Annotated in this window: 17 protein-coding genes and 1 pseudogene; 9 read left to right on the forward strand and 9 right to left on the reverse strand. The window is 68.9% G+C overall.

Annotated features, from left to right (window positions below; all coding sequences use genetic code 11):
• The first annotated feature begins 10 nt into the window (after positions 1 to 10).
• Positions 11 to 1,318 carry a cell wall hydrolase gene (locus tag ACSQ2B_RS22755; protein WP_436053519.1) on the forward strand — a complete coding sequence of 436 codons (1,308 nt, stop codon included), beginning with the start codon at positions 11 to 13 and terminating at the stop codon, positions 1,316 to 1,318.
• Positions 1,319 to 1,493: 175 nt separating this feature from the next.
• Here ACSQ2B_RS22755 and ACSQ2B_RS22760 read toward each other — a convergent pair whose 3' ends face one another.
• The gene (locus ACSQ2B_RS22760; RefSeq protein WP_436053521.1) at positions 1,494 to 1,655 is read right to left on the reverse strand and encodes a hypothetical protein; all 162 of its coding nucleotides are present in this window, start codon (positions 1,653 to 1,655) and stop codon (positions 1,494 to 1,496) included.
• Positions 1,656 to 1,862: 207 nt separating this feature from the next.
• On the reverse strand, positions 1,863 to 2,876 hold the full coding sequence (gene trxB / locus ACSQ2B_RS22765; RefSeq protein WP_436053522.1) for a thioredoxin-disulfide reductase: 1,014 nt from the start codon (positions 2,874 to 2,876) through the stop codon (positions 1,863 to 1,865).
• Between the two features lie 34 nt (positions 2,877 to 2,910).
• Here trxB and ACSQ2B_RS22770 point away from each other — a divergent pair, with 34 nt between their 5' ends.
• The 4 genes and pseudogenes from ACSQ2B_RS22770 (at position 2,911) to ACSQ2B_RS22785 (ending at position 5,156) form a co-directional block, all read left to right on the forward strand.
• Positions 2,911 to 3,120 carry a hypothetical protein gene (locus ACSQ2B_RS22770; RefSeq protein WP_436053524.1) on the forward strand — a complete coding sequence of 70 codons (210 nt, stop codon included), beginning with the start codon at positions 2,911 to 2,913 and terminating at the stop codon, positions 3,118 to 3,120.
• A 256-nt stretch (positions 3,121 to 3,376) separates the two neighbouring features.
• On the forward strand, positions 3,377 to 4,432 hold the full coding sequence (gene pseI / locus ACSQ2B_RS22775) for a pseudaminic acid synthase (protein WP_436053526.1): 1,056 nt from the start codon (positions 3,377 to 3,379) through the stop codon (positions 4,430 to 4,432).
• Positions 4,429 to 5,004: a UDP-4-amino-4,6-dideoxy-N-acetyl-beta-L-altrosamine N-acetyltransferase gene (pseH, locus tag ACSQ2B_RS22780; RefSeq protein ID WP_436053527.1), complete on the forward strand. Its 576-nt coding sequence runs from the start codon at positions 4,429 to 4,431 to the stop codon at positions 5,002 to 5,004. Before pseI ends, pseH begins: the two co-directional genes overlap by 4 nt.
• Positions 5,005 to 5,029: 25 nt before the next feature.
• Positions 5,030 to 5,156, forward strand: a pseudogene (locus ACSQ2B_RS22785) (hypothetical protein).
• A gap of 39 nt (positions 5,157 to 5,195) precedes the next feature.
• On the opposite strand, the gene ACSQ2B_RS22790 reads toward ACSQ2B_RS22785, so the two are convergent.
• Positions 5,196 to 5,912: a cytidylyltransferase domain-containing protein gene (locus ACSQ2B_RS22790; RefSeq protein WP_436053759.1), complete on the reverse strand. Its 717-nt coding sequence runs from the start codon at positions 5,910 to 5,912 to the stop codon at positions 5,196 to 5,198.
• Between the two features lie 101 nt (positions 5,913 to 6,013).
• On the opposite strand from ACSQ2B_RS22790, the gene ACSQ2B_RS22795 reads away from it, so the two are divergent.
• Entirely contained in the window at positions 6,014 to 6,889 is an 876-nt protein-coding gene (locus tag ACSQ2B_RS22795) for a hypothetical protein (RefSeq protein WP_436053529.1), read from the forward strand.
• 30 nt (positions 6,890 to 6,919) lie between these two features.
• Here ACSQ2B_RS22795 and pseG read toward each other — a convergent pair whose 3' ends face one another.
• The 6 genes from pseG to ACSQ2B_RS22825 form a co-directional block, all read right to left on the reverse strand.
• Entirely contained in the window at positions 6,920 to 7,954 is a 1,035-nt protein-coding gene (pseG, locus tag ACSQ2B_RS22800; protein ID WP_436053531.1) for a UDP-2,4-diacetamido-2,4,6-trideoxy-beta-L-altropyranose hydrolase, read from the reverse strand.
• 166 nt (positions 7,955 to 8,120) lie between these two features.
• The gene (gene greA, locus ACSQ2B_RS22805; protein ID WP_436053532.1) at positions 8,121 to 8,594 is read right to left on the reverse strand and encodes a transcription elongation factor GreA; all 474 of its coding nucleotides are present in this window, start codon (positions 8,592 to 8,594) and stop codon (positions 8,121 to 8,123) included.
• Between the two features lie 184 nt (positions 8,595 to 8,778).
• Positions 8,779 to 9,279 (reverse strand): AAA family ATPase, encoded by a 501-nt coding sequence (locus ACSQ2B_RS22810; protein WP_436053534.1) that lies wholly within the window; start codon positions 9,277 to 9,279, stop codon positions 8,779 to 8,781.
• A gap of 260 nt (positions 9,280 to 9,539) precedes the next feature.
• Entirely contained in the window at positions 9,540 to 9,713 is a 174-nt protein-coding gene (locus tag ACSQ2B_RS22815; RefSeq protein ID WP_436053536.1) for a hypothetical protein, read from the reverse strand.
• Between the two features lie 251 nt (positions 9,714 to 9,964).
• Positions 9,965 to 13,252, reverse strand: coding sequence for a carbamoyl-phosphate synthase large subunit (carB, locus tag ACSQ2B_RS22820; protein ID WP_436053538.1), 3,288 nt, complete (start codon positions 13,250 to 13,252; stop codon positions 9,965 to 9,967).
• Positions 13,253 to 13,555: 303 nt separating this feature from the next.
• On the reverse strand, positions 13,556 to 13,765 hold the full coding sequence (locus tag ACSQ2B_RS22825) for a cold-shock protein (protein WP_436053540.1): 210 nt from the start codon (positions 13,763 to 13,765) through the stop codon (positions 13,556 to 13,558).
• 277 nt (positions 13,766 to 14,042) lie between these two features.
• Between ACSQ2B_RS22825 and ACSQ2B_RS22830 the strand changes: the two genes are divergently transcribed.
• The 3 genes from ACSQ2B_RS22830 to ACSQ2B_RS22840 all read left to right on the forward strand — a co-directional run bounded on the left by ACSQ2B_RS22830 (position 14,043) and on the right by ACSQ2B_RS22840 (position 15,694).
• Positions 14,043 to 14,267 carry a hypothetical protein gene (locus tag ACSQ2B_RS22830; RefSeq protein ID WP_436053541.1) on the forward strand — a complete coding sequence of 75 codons (225 nt, stop codon included), beginning with the start codon at positions 14,043 to 14,045 and terminating at the stop codon, positions 14,265 to 14,267.
• 156 nt (positions 14,268 to 14,423) lie between these two features.
• Positions 14,424 to 14,975 (forward strand): sigma-70 family RNA polymerase sigma factor, encoded by a 552-nt coding sequence (locus ACSQ2B_RS22835; protein WP_436053543.1) that lies wholly within the window; start codon positions 14,424 to 14,426, stop codon positions 14,973 to 14,975.
• Positions 14,972 to 15,694, forward strand: a complete 723-nt coding sequence (locus ACSQ2B_RS22840) for an anti-sigma factor (RefSeq protein WP_436053545.1) — start codon at positions 14,972 to 14,974, stop codon at positions 15,692 to 15,694. The genes ACSQ2B_RS22835 and ACSQ2B_RS22840 overlap by 4 nt, the downstream gene beginning before the upstream one ends.
• The last annotated feature ends 64 nt before the right edge of the window (positions 15,695 to 15,758 follow it).

Genomic DNA, 15,758 nt, shown 5'->3' on the forward strand with positions numbered 1-15,758 from the left:
CATAACCGACATGTCACATATAGCGCGGGTTGCGTTCCGCGCAAGACGAATCCCATATGGGGGCTGCGCGGGGAGCCCACGACGGGCCGCCATTGTCGTCCAGCGTCATCAGTTTTCGTCGATTTTCCGTGGCATTGACCGCCACCCATCCGATCGAGAGCCGCTCCTGACTATTTTTTCCACCATCCCCCGTCTTGGGGCGCGCCTCGGGGCGATCGGCGCGGCGCTCGCGCTCACCGGATCGTGCACGCCCGGCGGCCACGTCTATGTCGGCGCGGACCGCAAGGCGCTGACGACCTCGGGCCTGTCGAACGCCGATCTCGCCCGTTTCGCCGGGCGCCTGGACCCGGCGGCCCGGGCGCTGGCCGAGCGCCACGATCCGGCGGAACTGGCGCTCGACGCCTGGGGCCGGCCGCAGGGCTGGGCGGTGCTCGACCTGGCTCGCGCGCCCGACCTGGGGATCGCCGTCGTCGCGCCGGAGACCGCCCAGCAGGTCAATGCACTACGTCCCTTCGCCAACGCGGCGATCCGGCCGATGCGGCCCTTTGTCTTCAGCGGGGCTGCGGCCGACCAAGACCGCGCCCTCCAGTGCCTCAGCCAGGCGGTTTATTACGAGGCCGCCCGGGAGTCGCGGAAAGGCCAGGAGGCGGTCGCCCAGGTGGTGCTGAACCGGGTCCGGCACCCGGCCTATCCGAAGTCGGTGTGCGGCGTGGTCTACCAGGGCGCAGCCAAATCCACCGGCTGCCAGTTCACCTTCACCTGCGACGGGGCCCTGCGCTGGCGGCCGGAGCCGGCGCTGTGGTCGCGGGCCCAGCAGGTCGCTCGCCGGGCGCTCGCCGGCTTCGTCGACCGCGACGTGGGCTCGGCCACCCATTACCACGCCGCCTATGTCGCGCCCTACTGGGCGCCGACCCTGGTGAAGATGACCCAGGTCGGCCAGCACATCTTCTATCGCTGGACCGGCCCCTGGGGCGAACCGCGGGCCTTCACCGGCCGCTACGCCGGGCGCGAGGCGGAGCTGACGTCCGCGGTCCTGGGCAGCGACGATCCCCGTGCGCCTGACGGGCCTGCGGCTCCCGACCTGCGACAGGTGACCCTGACCCTCGGCGGCGAAGTGCGCACCTACAAGGTGGCCGATGCGGCGGCGCCGGGCGGCGAACGGACGCGGGTGATCGGCGTGATCCAGCCGATCCGCCGCCGCGCGACGCCCGAGGAGATCCAGCGCATCAACGACAACCTGGCGGGCCTGGAACAACAGCTCGACGCCGCCAGTGCGGACGGCAGCGCCAAGGCGGCCTCGGCCAACGCGCCGGGGTGAGTGGATAAAAGGTCTGTCATCCCGGACAAGGCGCGTAGCGCCGCAGATCCGGGACCCATGAACGCCGATGTCGGTTCGTGAAGCGTGGCGGCGCAGCGGACGCTCGCAGGGATCCGGTGTGCATGGATCCCGGATCGGCCTTGCAGGCCGTCCGGGACGACACATCGTGAGGGGCTTACAGTTCCTTCAACGGCTTGAACGAGCGAGCTTCCTGCGGGCTGTCTCCCTCGCGCGGCTCGTTGCGCTGGACCTCGGCGGCCAGCTTGCGCCAACCGTCGGCGATGCTCAGGTAGACGCTCTTTTCCGCAGCGCTTTCGGCCCGGGCGGCCATGCGCATGACGGTTTCCGCCTGGACCAGATATCGCTCGCTATCTCTCATCACGCCGACACGCCCTCGAACCAGCTCACAAATGAGATTGGGACCGGGCGCTTCCGTGCCGAAATCAGACGGCAGAAATTGGGCGTATGGCTCCGCTTCCCGGGCGTCGGTCGCCGCTGCCCGGGGATTGGCGACCTGGCGCCGAATTTCGCGGCGCGAGGATTTCTACCAGGCGCCGATCTTCTCGGCCTCGGCGTGGCTGATCGGGTGGTGCGCCTTGCGGTGATCCTCTTCCGCCAGGAGGCGCACCGCCTCCAGCGCGGCCATGCAGCCCATGCCGGCGGCGGTCACCGCCTGGCGGTAGACGTCGTCGGTCACGTCGCCGGCGGCGTAGACGCCTTCGATCGCGGTGGCGGCCGAGCCGGGCTTCACCTTCAGATAACCCGCGGCGTCCATCTCCAGCTGGCCCTTGAAAAGTTGCGAGGCGGGCGCGTGGCCGATGGCGACGAAGACCCCGTCGCAGGGGATCTCGCGGGTCTCGCCGGACTTGACGTTCTTCAGCCGTACGCCGGTGACGCTGGTCGGCTCCTGGGAGCCCAGGACCTCGTCGATGGCGCTGTCCCAGATCACCTGGATCTTCGGATGATGGAACAGCCGCTCCTGCAGGATCTTCTCGGCGCGGAACTCGTCTCTCCGGTGCACGACGGTGACCTTCGAGGCGAAGTTGGTGAGGAACAGCGCCTCCTCCACGGCGGTGTTGCCGCCGCCGACCACCACGACCTCCTTGCCGCGATAGAAGAAGCCGTCGCAGGTGGCGCAGGCGGAGACGCCGAAGCCCTGGTAGGTCTGCTCGGACGCAATGCCCAGCCACTTGGCCTGGGCGCCGGTGGCGATGATCAGGGTCTCGGCCAGCCAGACCTGGCCGCTATCGCAGGTCAGCTTGAACGGCCGGCTGGAAAGGTCGGCCTCCATGACGATGTCGGTGATGATCTCCGTGCCGACGTGCTCGGCCTGGGCCTGCATCTGCTCCATCAGCCAGGGTCCCTGGATGACGTCGGCGAAGCCCGGATAGTTCTCCACGTCGGTGGTGATGGTCAGCTGGCCGCCGGGCTGGATGCCCTGGATCAGCACAGGCTGCAGCAAGGCGCGCGCGGCGTAGATGGCGGCGGTGTAGCCGGCGGGACCCGAGCCCACGATGAGGCAGCGGACGGAGCGGGGGGCGGAACGTTCTGAGGCCATGGCCGTAATGTAGGGAAGATTCTGGAGCGTTGCGATGGATGACCATGTGAAACAGCTGGGCCTTGTCGCCGCAATGGGCGCCGCCGTCGGCGTGGGGCTCGCGCTGGGCATGGGTTTGCGGATCGTCGCTGTGGGCGCGCTGGCCGGCATCGGCATCGGCGCCGCCCTGGGCGTAGCCGTCGCCGTCAAAGAGCGCGGGGGCGCCGTCGCCATCCCGGGCGAGCGCTACGCGGCGCTGCACTAGCCGCGTCAATCCATGCCCCCGTCCTACCGTCATGGCCGGGCTCCGTCCCGGCTATCCATGAACGTCGAAGGCTCAGGACTATCTCCGTCTCTCCATGTGCATGGGTTCCCGGCACAAGGCCGGGAATGAAGGCGGGGGGAGGGGCGGAGCCGGGGTCCTTATATTAGCGCCTGTGCGGACAAGCCGGGCCATGAGGGAAGGTTGGGGATAGGGGCGCGCGGCCCTAAGCTCGGCCCTCAGGAGCTCCTGAGTCGCCATGCCTGCACCCGAAATCGAGATCGCCGGCCGCCGGATCGGGGCGGCGCACGAGCCCTTCGTGATCTGCGAGCTGTCGGGCAATCACAACGGCAGCCTGGAGCGGGCGCTGACGATGATCGACGCGGCGGCGGCGACCGGATGCGACGCGATCAAGATCCAGACCTACACCGCCGACACCATCACCATGGATGTCGACCGGCCGGAGTTCCGGATCCACGGCGGGCTGTGGGACGGGCGCAGCCTCTACGAGCTCTACCGGGAAGCCCAGACGCCCTACGAATGGCACCCGGCGCTGTTTGCGCGGGCGCGGGACCTGGGCGTCATCCTGTTCTCCAGCCCGTTCGACGAGACTGCCGTCGACCTGCTCGATGGCCTGGGGGCGCCGGCCTACAAGATCGCCTCCTTCGAGGCCGTCGACCTGCCGCTCATCCGTCACGCGGCCGCCAAGGGCAAGCCGCTGATCATCTCCACCGGCATGGCCAACCTTGACGAGATCGCCGCCGCCAAGGCCGCGGCGCTGGAGGCCGGCGCCGCCGGCGTCGTCCTGCTGCACTGCGTCTCCAGCTACCCGGCGGCGCTGGAGGACGCCAACGTCCGCACCGTGGCCGACATGGCCGAGCGGTTCGGCTGTCCCGTGGGCCTCTCCGACCACACGCCGGGAACCGCGGCCTCGGTGGCGGCGGTCGCCCTGGGCGCCTGCGTCGTCGAGAAACACTTCACCCTGGCCCGGGCGGACGGTGGTCCGGACGCGGCCTTCAGCCTCGAGCCCGACGAGTTCGCCGCCTTGGTCCGCGACTGCAAGGCGGCCTGGCGGGCGCTCGGCCGGGCGCACTACGACCTGCTGGGCTCGGAGCGCGGCAACCTCGCCTTCCGCCGCTCGCTCTACGTCGCCGCCGACGTGACGGCGGGCGAGACATTGAGCCGCGAGAACGTCCGCTCGATCCGGCCAGGGCTGGGCCTGGCGCCCGCCGAGCTGGACAGGGTGCTGGGCCGGCCCGCCGCGCGGGACCTGAAGCGTGGCGAGCCGCTCGCCTGGGACATGGTGGTGCGATGAGCCTGCGTCTTCGCCTGGTCGAGCCGACCGACAGCGCCCGCCTGCTGGCCTGGCGCAATTCGCCGGAGGTCGCGGCCTACATGTACAACGACCATGCGATCTCCCAGGCCGAGCACGATCGCTGGTTCGCGGCCGCTATGGTCGCCGAAGACCGGCGCTACTGGATCATCCAAGCCGACGACGAGCCGGTGGGCCTGGCCAACCTGATCCGCATCGACCCCGAGGCGCGCCGCTGCGAATGGGCCTACTACCTCGGCGAGGCCTCCACCCGCGGCAAGGGGCTGGGCGCGCGCATCGAGTATCTCGTCCTGCGCTACGTCTTCGAGACCCGCCGGCTGAACAAGCTGTGGTGCGAGGTGCTGCTGGAGAACGAGGCCGTCTGGAAAATGCACCAGTCGTTCGGCTTCGTCCGCGAAGCCCTGTTGCGCGAGCACGTCTGCAAGCACGGCCGCTTCCACGACGTGGTGGGGCTGGGCATGCTGCATAGCGAATGGCAAGCCGCAAAGCCCGCCATCGAGGCGCGTCTGCGGGCGAAGGGCTTCGAGCCGGAGATGCTTCCGGCGGCGCCTTAAGACGCCCCCGCTCAGGGCAGGGCACATGAAAAATGCTCGTCATCCCGGCCGCAGCGAAGCGGAGAGCCGGGACCCAGGGGCGGTGCGCACGGCCCCTGGGTCCCGGCTCTCCAGCCCGCAAGAGCGGGCCTCCGGCCGGGATGACGGATTAGGCTGGTTTCATATGCGAGAGCCCAGCTCAGGAGGGGGGCTCAGACCCGCCGATCGCCGCCCCAGGTCGCCCACCGCGGATGCGCCCGCACGAACGCGCGGACATCGTCCGAGGTGAACGACGGATCGCGCGGATAGAGCGCCTCATAGACTGCGCGGACGAATTCCAGGTCGTCCGGCCGGTCGACGGTCCAGCGGACCTCGCCCTCGTCGACCGGCGGGGCAAGCCGTTCGATGCGGTAGCGCTCGGGATGGTTCCAGACCCCCCAGGTGACGTGTTCGTGCTCTTCCGGGGTTGCGGCCAGGGCGCCGGCCCGGCGCAGGGCCTGGGCGGTGATCACCTCGACGTCCTGGCCCTTGGGGTAGCCCGCCGAGGCGACACGGTTGGCGGTGTAGTCGGCGCCGGCCTGCAGGTGTCGGGCGATGGTCGCGTCGATCAGTGCGGGGTCGGCCAGCGGGCAGTCGGCGGTCAGCCGCACCAGGTGGTCGGCGGGATGGGCTTCCAGGGCGCCGAGGAAACGGGCCAGCACGTCGTCGAGCGGGCCGCGGAAAACCTCGACCCCGGCCTGATGCAGGGCCGCCACGAGCGGGTCGTCGCTGGTCCGGTCGCTGGTCGCCACCACCAGCCGGTCGATCCGGGTCGCGCGGCGCACGCGCTCGATCTGGCGCAGGATCATGGGCGCGCCGGCCAAGGGTTTCAGCACCTTGCCGGGCAGGCGGCTGGAGCTCATCCGAGCCTGGAGCAGAGCGAGGATCAGGGCGGTCTCCGTCGGGCAGACTGTCGCTGCGGCCTTTTGGCGTAAGCCGAGGTTAAGGCGAGTCTGGTTCTCTGGTGCGGTCGCGTCCGGAGAATCCCGACATGAACGCCCTGGCCAAGACCGACTTCAGTCCCTGGAGCCTTTCGGAGGCGGTGGTTTCGGACCTTGTGCGCAAGGGCGCACATGTTTTCGACGATCCGCTGGATCCGACCGCCTGCGCCGCCCTGCTGGCCGATATCCGGGCGACGCGCCGGTTCGACCAGAGTCTGTTCCTGAGCGAGGCGGATTTCGCCGCCGCCCCGTCACAGAGCGTTGAGAGGCCCAAGCCGGGCTGCAACCTGCTCGAGCGGCCGCGGTTGGGCTTCGTCGAACGCGCGCCGCAGGTCGTCGAGGCGCTGTGGAGCCTGCTGGGTCCCGATTACCGGATCCTCGACAAGCGCGTGGTCTGCGCCCTGCCGACGACGGCGGTTCCGGAGTGGGTCAAGCGCCGCGTCGACGGCGGCGCAGACAGCCTGGTCCCCTACGTTCGGCCCGAGTTCCGCGACATCGGCTACGCCTGGGGCGCCGACTTCCGCCAGGACCTCGGCGCGCTGTCCGACGCGGACGCCGACGTCGTCACCCTGCACCTTTATCTGCATCCGGTCGCCGAAGCCGACGGGCCGATCCGGCTGCTGGAAGGCAGTCATCGAATGGGCGGCTCGGCCTTTCCGCATGACCTGAAGCCGAGCCCGAAGGGCTGGCGCTATCGCAATGTCGAACATGGAGAGATGTACGTCACCGAGCGGACGCTGACCGGTGAGGCCGGATCCACCGCCCTGTGGCACGCCTGCACCCTCAACGGCGGGACGCCGGCCGGCGATCATCCGCGGATTTCGTTGCGCTATCTGTTCGTCCGCGGCGCAGCCAAGGCGGCCGGCATCGACGCGGTCAACGCCTCGCTCGCCGGGCCGGCGAGCTTCGTCGCGCGGCGCGACTGAGATCCCGCGCGCCATGACGACGATGGGGATCTACGCCACGTAGTCCCGGATGCGCTGCAGGAAGGCCGTCGCGGTGCGCGCGGCGCCCTGGCCGTCGCAGAGCTCGGCGCTGGCGGCCGCCAGCTTGCGGCGAAGGTCCGCATCGATCAGCAGGCGGGTCAGCGCCCGGTTGAACTGGGCGTCGAAGTCGGCGGCGTTCAGGTCGACGACCAGGGCCGCCCCTCGCTCGGCCATGGCGTTCGCCGCCGCGCGCTGGTTCTCGGCGAGGATCACCAGCAGGGTGGGCAGGCCCAGCGTGCAGCGCTCCCAGGTCGAGGAGCCCGCGCCGCCCACGGCGATGTCCGCCTCGGCGGTGAGCCTGGCCATATGCGAGGTGTCGACGTGGATCGCCAGCCGCGCGTCGCGCCGCGCGACCTTGGTCAGGCCGGGCAGGCTGGGGGCGGCGGCGCCCATGACGATGTCGAGGCCGGCGTCGCCGACGCGCGGCCGTAGCCGCTCGACGATCTTGGCGGTCACGCCGCCGACATCGGTGAGGCCCATCGAGACCAGGATCCGCTGCACCGGCTCGCCGCGCCAGGCCAGGGCGGTCTCGCGCAGGGCGGCGAACTCCGGGCGGACCGGGGCGAAGTTGGGACCCAGCAGCAGGCGGGCGTCGTCGGGGATCAGGCCGCTGTAGTCCTCGGCCTTCCGGGCCGGGCCGGAATCGACGACGATGTCGGCGCCCAGCGGGCGGTCGGCCAGGTCGTCGATCACCAGCACGGGCCGCCCCTGGCCCATCGCCCGGTGCTCGCGGGCGCCCAGGCCGTAGTGGTCGAAGACGACGGCGTCGAACTGCTCTGCGCCGATGGCGGCCGCCAGATCGCGCGGCTCGGTCGAGGCCGCCGCCAGCCGCGCCGCCGCCGGGGCGAAGGCGTCCAGCAGGACGCTGACCGACGGAGGCCCCATGAAGGTGCAGGCCGCGCCCTGGCCGCCCAGCGCTCCGGCGAGCGTCAGCGAACGCATGACATGGCCGCCGCCAATGCGTGGGCCGGCGTCGACGACAAACAGGATGCGCGGTCCGGTCATGCCCGCCCATCCCCTGCAAACGCGGCGGCTATGGGGCGGTGCGATCCTTTAAGCTGGAGCAACGCCCCCTCCGTCTCGGCGCAGGCGCGCCGATCCATCTCCCCCGCGAAGCGGGAGAGGCGCTAACCGAGAGCCCTCCCCGATCGGGGAGGGGCACTTCAGATGGTCAGAGCCACTCGACCTTGGTGATCTCGTAGGCCTTCACGCCGCCGGGGGTGTTGACCTCGACCACGTCGCCGCTCTCCTTGCCGATGATGGCGCGGGCGACCGGCGAGGTGATCGAGACCTTGCCGCGCTTCACGTCGGCCTCGTGCTCGCCGACGATCTGGTAGCGAGCCTCTTCCTCGGTGTCCTCGTCGATCAGCGACACCGTCGCACCGAATTTAACCTGACTGCCCGACAGTTTGGAGACGTCGATCACCTGGGCGCGGGCCAGTTTGTCCTCGATGTCGGCGATCTGGCCTTCGATCCAGCCCTGGCGCTCCTTGGCGGCGTGATACTCGGCGTTCTCAGAAAGGTCGCCGTGTGCGCGCGCCTCCCCGATCGCCGCGATTACCGCTGGCCGTTCGATAGTCTTCAAACGTCTCAGCTCGTCGTCGAGGGCCTGATAGCCCTCGCCGGTCATCGGGACTTTTTCCATAGAGGTGATGACTCGAGTTCGCCCTAGTTGGTGAAGTTCAGCTTCCGGCCGCGGGCGCAGGCGTCCGGGGGGAAAAACAATAGAATTGTGTGGCGCAAAACTCAAGGGTGCGCAGGGAGAGGGGTTCTCCACCCTGCGAGACCTCGATGCGGCTCAGCGTCTCAGGACGCCAATCGGTTCCCGTTTATTCGCTCTCGCTGACGATTGCGCCTTCCAGTTCTACTGCGTCGGGCGCCTCGAAGACGCCCTCGACGAATTCGAACATATCAGGTGTCACCTGTAAGGCGAAGCTGGCTCCGTGCACTTGCGTGCGTTCGGCGACCCGCGCGCGACGGATGTCCTGCGGCGCAGTCACATAATGCCACTGCACGGACAGCTCCACGGCCTCGGCGATCTGGCGGATGCGCTCGCGGTCGGCCTTGCGCATCAGCCCGAGGTCGAGGATCACCGGGGTCCCCGCGGTGACGGTCGCCGCCACGGTCGACCAGACCTGCGCCTCGCAGCGGCCGACCCGCTCGACCAGCCAGTTGTAGTCGACCGGTTCAGGGATGTCGGGCCCGAACAGCCGCGCCATCCACTCGTCGAGAATGAAGGGCACGGCGTGCTCGCGCCGGGCGAACGCGTTGGCGTAGGTCGTCTTGCCGGCGCCCGAGGGCCCGTAGATCACATGCAGGGTGGCGGTCATGGGCGCGGTCGTTACTGCAGACGCGCCGCGGCGTCGATGCGCAAGATGTCCCGCGCCCGAACGCCCCCTCCGTCTCGCCTTCGGCGATCGTCAGCAAAGGGCGCGCGGGAAGCGAGCGTAATGACTCCTGCTCGGAGTGTTTTCCGCGTGTTTTCCGCCAACGCGCGCTATCGCCCGCCAGGGCTTAACCCGGGCGGGCGTGCGCAAGGTCCAGGGCGTCCACGACGACCTGGCGCCAGCGCGGTCGGTGATCGAGCCCGCTACCTGAGGTAGCTGGGCGTCGTCCCGCCTGTGTTCAGCAGCCCGTAAATCAGCCCCACCGCCAAAACGGCGATGGCGATGACCATCAGGACCCCGATCAGATTTTCGAACCGCTGGGCGAGATGGCGGTTGCGGTGCGGATGATGGTGCTCAACGTCGTGTTCGCTCGGCATGCGTCGTCCTCGCTAATCCCCTGCAAAAAGGACCTTGGTCCTTTTCGCCGGACTGCGACTGGCGCCGCTCAGACCGTCTCGGCCGCACTTTAGAACGCCGCCGGGGCGCCTTCGAACGCCGGGTCGCAACCCGGATGATTTCAGGAGGTTGCGCTCGCCGAAATCGTTGGTCAATGCGAAGTTTTGACGTACCCGACGAACGTCAGTGTAATTTTTGCCGAAATTGTCAAATTGAGGGATAATTTTGACAGTTACGCATAACTTTGTAGGGGGCGCACCTCGAGCGGAGCCTGGGCGGTCACCACGATGGCCTGGGCCGCGGCGAGCGCGCCGGCCGCCGTGGTGAAGTAGGGGATCTTCATCATCAGCGCCGTGCGGCGGATCTCGAACGAATCGGTCAGGGACTGACGCCCCTCGGTGGTGTTGAAGACCAGCTGCACCCCGCCGTTCTTCATGGCGTCGACGATGTGCGGCCGGCCTTCGAGGACCTTCTTGACCACCTCGACCGGGATCTGCTCGGACGCCAGGTAGCTGGCGGTGCCGCTGGTGGCGAGGATGCTGAAGCCCTGGGCGACCAGCAGGCGCACCGGCTCCAGGATCCAGGTCTTGTCGGCGTCCTTCACCGAAACGAAGACGCAGCCTTCCTGGGGCAGGATGGTGCCGCCGCCGAGCTGGCTCTTGGCGAAGGCGCGCGCGAAGGCGGGCGCCAGGGTCTCGCCCGGACGCACCCAGTCGAGGCCCATGACCTCGCCGGTGGAGCGCATCTCCGGGCCCAGCACCGTGTCGACGCCGGCGAAACGGGCGAAGGGGAAGACGGCTTCCTTCACCGCGATATGGTTGTAGGGCACGTCCACCAGGTTGAAGCTCGCCAGCGGCACGCCGGCCATCACCTTGGCGGCGATGGCGGCCACCGGCTGACCGATGGTCTTGGCGACGAAGGGCACGGTGCGGCTGGCGCGCGGATTGACCTCGAGCACATAGATCCGCGGCGTCTCGGAGTGCGGCTCCTCGATCGCGAACTGCACGTTCATCAGGCCGCGCACGTTCAGCCCCCGGGCCATGGCCTCGGTCTGCTTCTTAAGCTCGGCGATGGTCTCAGGCTTGAGCGAGAAGGGCGGCATCGAACAGGCGCTGTCGCCCGAGTGCACCCCGGCCTCCTCGATGTGCTCCATGACGCCGGCCACGAAGACGGTCTCGCCGTCGCAGATGGCGTCCACGTCCACCTCGGTGGCGCGGCTCAGATACTGGTCGATCAGGACCGGGCTGTCGCCGGAGACCTGCACGGCGGTGCGGATGTAACGATCGAGCTGCTCGTCGTCGCGGACGATCTCCATGGCGCGGCCGCCCAGCACGTAGGAGGGGCGGATCACGACCGGATAGCCGACCTGGTGCGCGCCGGCGAAGGCCTCGTCGCGCGACCGGGCGATGGCGTTGACCGGCTGGGCGATGTTCAGCTTGTGCAGCAGCTGCTGGAAGCGCTCGCGGTCCTCGGCCAGGTCGATGGCGTCCGGCGTGGTGCCGAGGATCGGGATGCCCGCGTCCTCCAGCGCCTGGGCGAGTTTCAGCGGCGTCTGCCCGCCGAACTGTACGATCACGCCCAGCAGCTCGCCGCGGCTCTGCTCGACCCGGATCAGTTCGAGGACGTCCTCGGCGGTCAGCGGCTCGAAGTAGAGGCGATCGGAGGTGTCGTAGTCCGTCGAGACCGTCTCGGGGTTGCAGTTGACCATGATCGACTCGATGCCGATCTCGTCGAGCGCGAAGGCCGCGTGGCAGCAGCAATAGTCGAACTCGATGCCCTGGCCGATCCGATTGGGTCCGCCGCCCAGGATGATCGCCTTCTTGCGGTCGGAGGGCTCGCTTTCGCAGTCGGGCAGCTGGCCCAGCGCGCCCGTCTCGTAGGTCGAGTACATGTAGGGGGTGTCGGCGCGGAACTCGCCGGCGCAGGTGTCGATGCGCTTGAACACCGGGCGCACGCCCAGGCCGCGCCGCTGTTCGCGCGTCTCGGCCTCGGTGGTCTGGGTGAGCTGGGCGAGGCGGGCGTCGGAGAAGCCCAAGGCCTTGAGGCGACGGAACTCGGCGGCCGAGGCCGGCAGGCCGTCGGCCTTGATGCGGGCCTCTTCACGAACCAGCTGCTCGATCTGGCGCAGGAACCAGGCCTCGTAGGCGCAGGCGGAGTTGATCTCTTCGACGCTCAGGCCGGCGCGAAAGGCCTGGGCGATCACCCGCAGCCGGTCCGGCGTCGGCTGGCCCAGCGCGCGCAGCACCGCAGCGCGGCCGGTCTCGGGATCGTCGGCGCCTTCGATCTCGACCTCGTCGAGACCGGAGAGCCCGGTCTCCAGGCCGCGCAGCGCCTTCTGCAGGCTCTCGGCGAAGGTGCGGCCGATGGCCATCACCTCGCCGACCGACTTCATCGCGGTGGTCAGCAGGGGCTCGGAGCCCGGGTACTTCTCGAAGGCGAAGCGCGGGATCTTGGTGACGACATAGTCGATGCTGGGCTCGAACGAGGCCGGCGTCGCGCCGGTGATGTCGTTCATCAGCTCGTCGAGGGTGTAGCCGACCGCCAGCCGGGCGGCGACCTTGGCGATCGGGAAGCCGGTGGCCTTGGACGCCAGCGCCGAGGAGCGGCTGACCCTTGGATTCATCTCGATCACCACCATGCGGCCGTCGGCGGGGTTCACCGCGAACTGCACGTTGGAGCCGCCGGTCTCGACGCCGATCTCGCGCAGCACCGCGATCGAGGCGTGGCGCATCCGCTGATATTCCTTGTCGGTCAGCGTCAGGGCCGGGGCGACGGTGATCGAGTCGCCGGTGTGCACCCCCATCGGGTCGATGTTCTCGATCGAGCAGATGATGATGCAGTTGTCCGCCTTATCGCGGACGACCTCCATCTCGTACTCCTTCCAACCCAGCACGCTCTCCTCGATGAGGACTTCGGTGGTGGGGGAGAGGTCGAGGCCGCGCTCGACGATCTCGCGGAATTCCTCGAGGTTGTAGGCGATGCCGCCGCCGGTGCCGGCGAGGGTGAAGGACGGGCGGATGATGGCCGGCAGGCCGACGAACTCCAGGCCCTCCAGAGCCTCGTCCATCGAATGGGCGGCCTTGGACTTGGGGCTTTCCAGCCCGATCTTGTCCATGGCGTCGCGGAATTTCTGACGGTCCTCGGCCTTGTCGATGACGTCGGCCTTGGCCCCGATCATCTCCACGCCGTACCTGGCCAGGACGCCGCTGTGCTCGAGCGCGAGCGCGGTGTTCAGCGCCGTCTGGCCGCCCATGGTCGGCAGCAGGGCGTCGGGGCGCTCCTTCTCGATGATCTTCTCGACCATCTCGGGTGTGATCGGCTCGATGTAGGTGGCGTCGGCGACGTTCGGATCGGTCATGATCGTCGCCGGGTTCGAATTCACCAGGATGATCCGGTAGCCCTCGGCCCGCAGCGCCTTGCAGGCCTGGACGCCGGAATAGTCGAATTCGCAGGCCTGGCCGATGACGATCGGCCCCGCGCCGATGATCAGGATCGAGGAGATATCGGTGCGTTTGGGCATATCGTCTCGCGCGCAAGGGCGGTCGCGCTTCCGCGCGCCCGTCACCGTTCAGCCATGCAGGTTAAGGCGCGGACTTAGAGCCTCGCCCACGCGTAGGCAAGGCAGTTTGCGGCCGGATGTCGTCGGGAAAGGGGGCGGCGCGCCCGCTTCGAAGGTCTCAAGGCGATTTCCGCCGGTTGCGCCTCGCCCTGGCGAAAACCGGTCCAGCCTTCGCGAAAACAGGGGAGGCGCTGGGCCCAGAAGCTCCCCCGCAGGTGGGGGGAGCCGTCCGCGAACGGACTTAAGGGGCCTTTGGTCGCAGCCTTAGGCCGGTTGCAGCTGACCTGCGGAGGTCTTGCCGCTGCGCTTGTCGCGCTCGATTTCGTAGGAAACCTTCTGGCCCTCGTCCAGCTGGCCGAGGCCCGCGCGCTCGACAGCCGAAATGTGCACGAAGACGTCCTGACCGCCGTCGTCGGGTTGAATGAAGCCGTAGCCCTTAACGCCGTTGAACCACTTCACCGTACCGGTCGCCATGTACTCCGAAGTCCTTGGATAAGTATTCACGACGCGCGCAGGGATTTGCGCCGTCGATCAAGTCCGAAAAGGGTCGGGAGGCAGTCCGGGGCCGCGAGGCTAACCGAAAAAAGTCGGCCCGAGCCGTGACGAATTCGACGGACGGGAGCCTGGATGAATTTCGGAGCCTGCGCAAGACGGTCAAAAAAACCTGAGGCGTACGGCAACCAAACGACCGCCCAGCCATATTTCCTGGGTGGCGGCGCGGTCCAATCGCGCCGCGGAGTGGAGGCGCGCCGTGAGTCTGATCGAAAAAATACCAAGCCTGACCGACGAAGAGGTGATCAATCTCCTGGCCAACGCGCGCCGGCTGCAGGCCGAGGGCGACGAGAAGCAGCAGGCTCGCGCCTCGGAACTGATCGGCCCGCTGGAGGAAGCCGCCGACCAGCGCCGCACGGCGCGCCTGGCGGCCACCCAGGCCAAGCGGGCGGCCCGCAGGCCGAAGGCGCAGGTCGTCGCCTGACGGCGCCCCGCCCCCAGGGGCGCTGAGGATCTCGAAACGGCCGGGGCGATCCCGGCCGTTTTCAGCTTCCCATGCGACCGACAAGCTTAGCGCTTGCCCCGTCGGTGGGGAGCGGGCAGCTTCCGCCCAGGTCTCTGGATCACGGTGTCGCGAAGCTTGGTCGCTCTCTCATCCGACATCCTCGCGCCGCTGATGGTGCGGATCGCCGAGGGCGACCGCTCGGCCCTGCGCGCGCTCTACGAGGCGACATCTCCGAAGCTTTTTGGCGTCTGTCTCCGTATCCTCTCCGATCGAGAGGAGTCCGAAGACGTGCTGCAGGAGGTCTATGTCACCATCTGGCGCAGAGCTGACCGGTTCGACCCGGCGCGCGCCAGCGTGACTGCCTGGATCTCCACCATCGCCCGCAATCGCGCCATCGACCGGCTGCGCGCCCGGGGGCCGCTGGCCAAGGCCGATCCGATCGAAGATCTCGAGATCGCCGACGACCAGCCGGACGCCGAGGCGCGCCTGGCGTCCGCGGGGGACGCGGCGCAGCTGCACGACTGCCTTGGCGAGCTCGATCCACGCACCCAGGCGGTGATCCGCACGGCCTTCTTCGAAGGGGTCACCTACGAGGCCCTGGCCCGGCGGATGGACGCCCCGCTGGGAACGGTGAAGAGCTGGATTCGCCGCGGCCTGGCTCGGCTCAAGGGGTGTTTGGAGCAATGAGCGAGGGGCCGGACCTTTCCGAACTCGAAGCCCTGGCCGCCGAGCATGCGCTGGGCCTGCTGACCGCACGCGAGCGGGCCGAGGTCGAGGCGCGGGCGGCGCGCGAGCCGGCCTTCGCCGCCCTGATCGACGCCTGGCGCCAGCGGCTGGCGCCGATGCTGGATGCGGTGACGCCGGTCGCTCCCGACGCGGCGGTGTGGGCCCGCGTCGAGCGCGCCCTGCCGGTCAACGACAACGGCGCGGTCCGCCGGCGGCTGCGCTTCTGGCGTGGCGCGACGGTGGGCTCGGCCGGGCTGGCGGCGGCGAGCCTGGCCGTGGCGGTGATGCTGGCCAACCGTCCCCCGGTCTTGCTGCAAGCCCCGCCGCCCGCGCCGATCCTCAACGCCAGCCTGATGAGCCAGGCCGACAGTGCGCAACCCATGTTCGTGGCGGCCTACGACCCGGCGCGCCAGGCGCTGATCGTCACCTCCCTGGTCCCGCCTGGCGGCGATCCGACCCATGTCCACGAACTCTGGATCATTCCGGCCGACGGCAAGCCGCACCCGATCGGCATGATTGAGCCCGGCAAGTCCAAGGCCATGCCCATGCCGAAGGACATGGTCCCGATGTTCGCGCCCGGCTCCTCCATCGCCGTCTCCGTCGAACCGCCCGGCGGCTCGCCGACCCGGACCGCCCCCTCCGGCCCGATCGCCGCCATGGGCATGCTCGACAAGATTTAATTCCCAGAATTCGCATCCGCTCGGGAAATCGATCCGTATCCTCGTCGTCGCGACAAGAAGGCGG

The sequence above is a fragment of the Phenylobacterium sp. LjRoot225 genome (assembly GCF_964252855.1).
Taxonomy (GTDB): Bacteria; Pseudomonadota; Alphaproteobacteria; order Caulobacterales; family Caulobacteraceae; genus Phenylobacterium.

What these genes read in the sequence shown, in the direction of transcription:
- ACSQ2B_RS22770 (WP_436053524.1), top strand. Translation starts at nt 2,911, where the DNA reads ATGGATGACCATGTGAAACAGCTGGGCCTTGTCGCCGCAATGGGCGCC.
- ACSQ2B_RS22755 (WP_436053519.1), top strand. Translation starts at nt 11, where the DNA reads ATGTCACATATAGCGCGGGTTGCGTTCCGCGCAAGACGAATCCCATAT.
- ACSQ2B_RS22810 (WP_436053534.1), bottom strand. Translation starts at nt 9,279, where the DNA reads ATGACCGCCACCCTGCATGTGATCTACGGGCCCTCGGGCGCCGGCAAG.
- pseI (WP_436053526.1), top strand. Translation starts at nt 3,377, where the DNA reads ATGCCTGCACCCGAAATCGAGATCGCCGGCCGCCGGATCGGGGCGGCG.
- ACSQ2B_RS22840 (WP_436053545.1), top strand. Translation starts at nt 14,972, where the DNA reads ATGAGCGAGGGGCCGGACCTTTCCGAACTCGAAGCCCTGGCCGCCGAG.
- trxB (WP_436053522.1), bottom strand. Translation starts at nt 2,876, where the DNA reads ATGGCCTCAGAACGTTCCGCCCCCCGCTCCGTCCGCTGCCTCATCGTG.
- greA (WP_436053532.1), bottom strand. Translation starts at nt 8,594, where the DNA reads ATGGAAAAAGTCCCGATGACCGGCGAGGGCTATCAGGCCCTCGACGAC.
- ACSQ2B_RS22825 (WP_436053540.1), bottom strand. Translation starts at nt 13,765, where the DNA reads ATGGCGACCGGTACGGTGAAGTGGTTCAACGGCGTTAAGGGCTACGGC.
- ACSQ2B_RS22760 (WP_436053521.1), bottom strand. Translation starts at nt 1,655, where the DNA reads ATGCGCATGGCCGCCCGGGCCGAAAGCGCTGCGGAAAAGAGCGTCTAC.
- ACSQ2B_RS22795 (WP_436053529.1), top strand. Translation starts at nt 6,014, where the DNA reads ATGAACGCCCTGGCCAAGACCGACTTCAGTCCCTGGAGCCTTTCGGAG.
- pseG (WP_436053531.1), bottom strand. Translation starts at nt 7,954, where the DNA reads ATGACCGGACCGCGCATCCTGTTTGTCGTCGACGCCGGCCCACGCATT.
- pseH (WP_436053527.1), top strand. Translation starts at nt 4,429, where the DNA reads ATGAGCCTGCGTCTTCGCCTGGTCGAGCCGACCGACAGCGCCCGCCTG.
- ACSQ2B_RS22815 (WP_436053536.1), bottom strand. Translation starts at nt 9,713, where the DNA reads ATGCCGAGCGAACACGACGTTGAGCACCATCATCCGCACCGCAACCGC.
- carB (WP_436053538.1), bottom strand. Translation starts at nt 13,252, where the DNA reads ATGCCCAAACGCACCGATATCTCCTCGATCCTGATCATCGGCGCGGGG.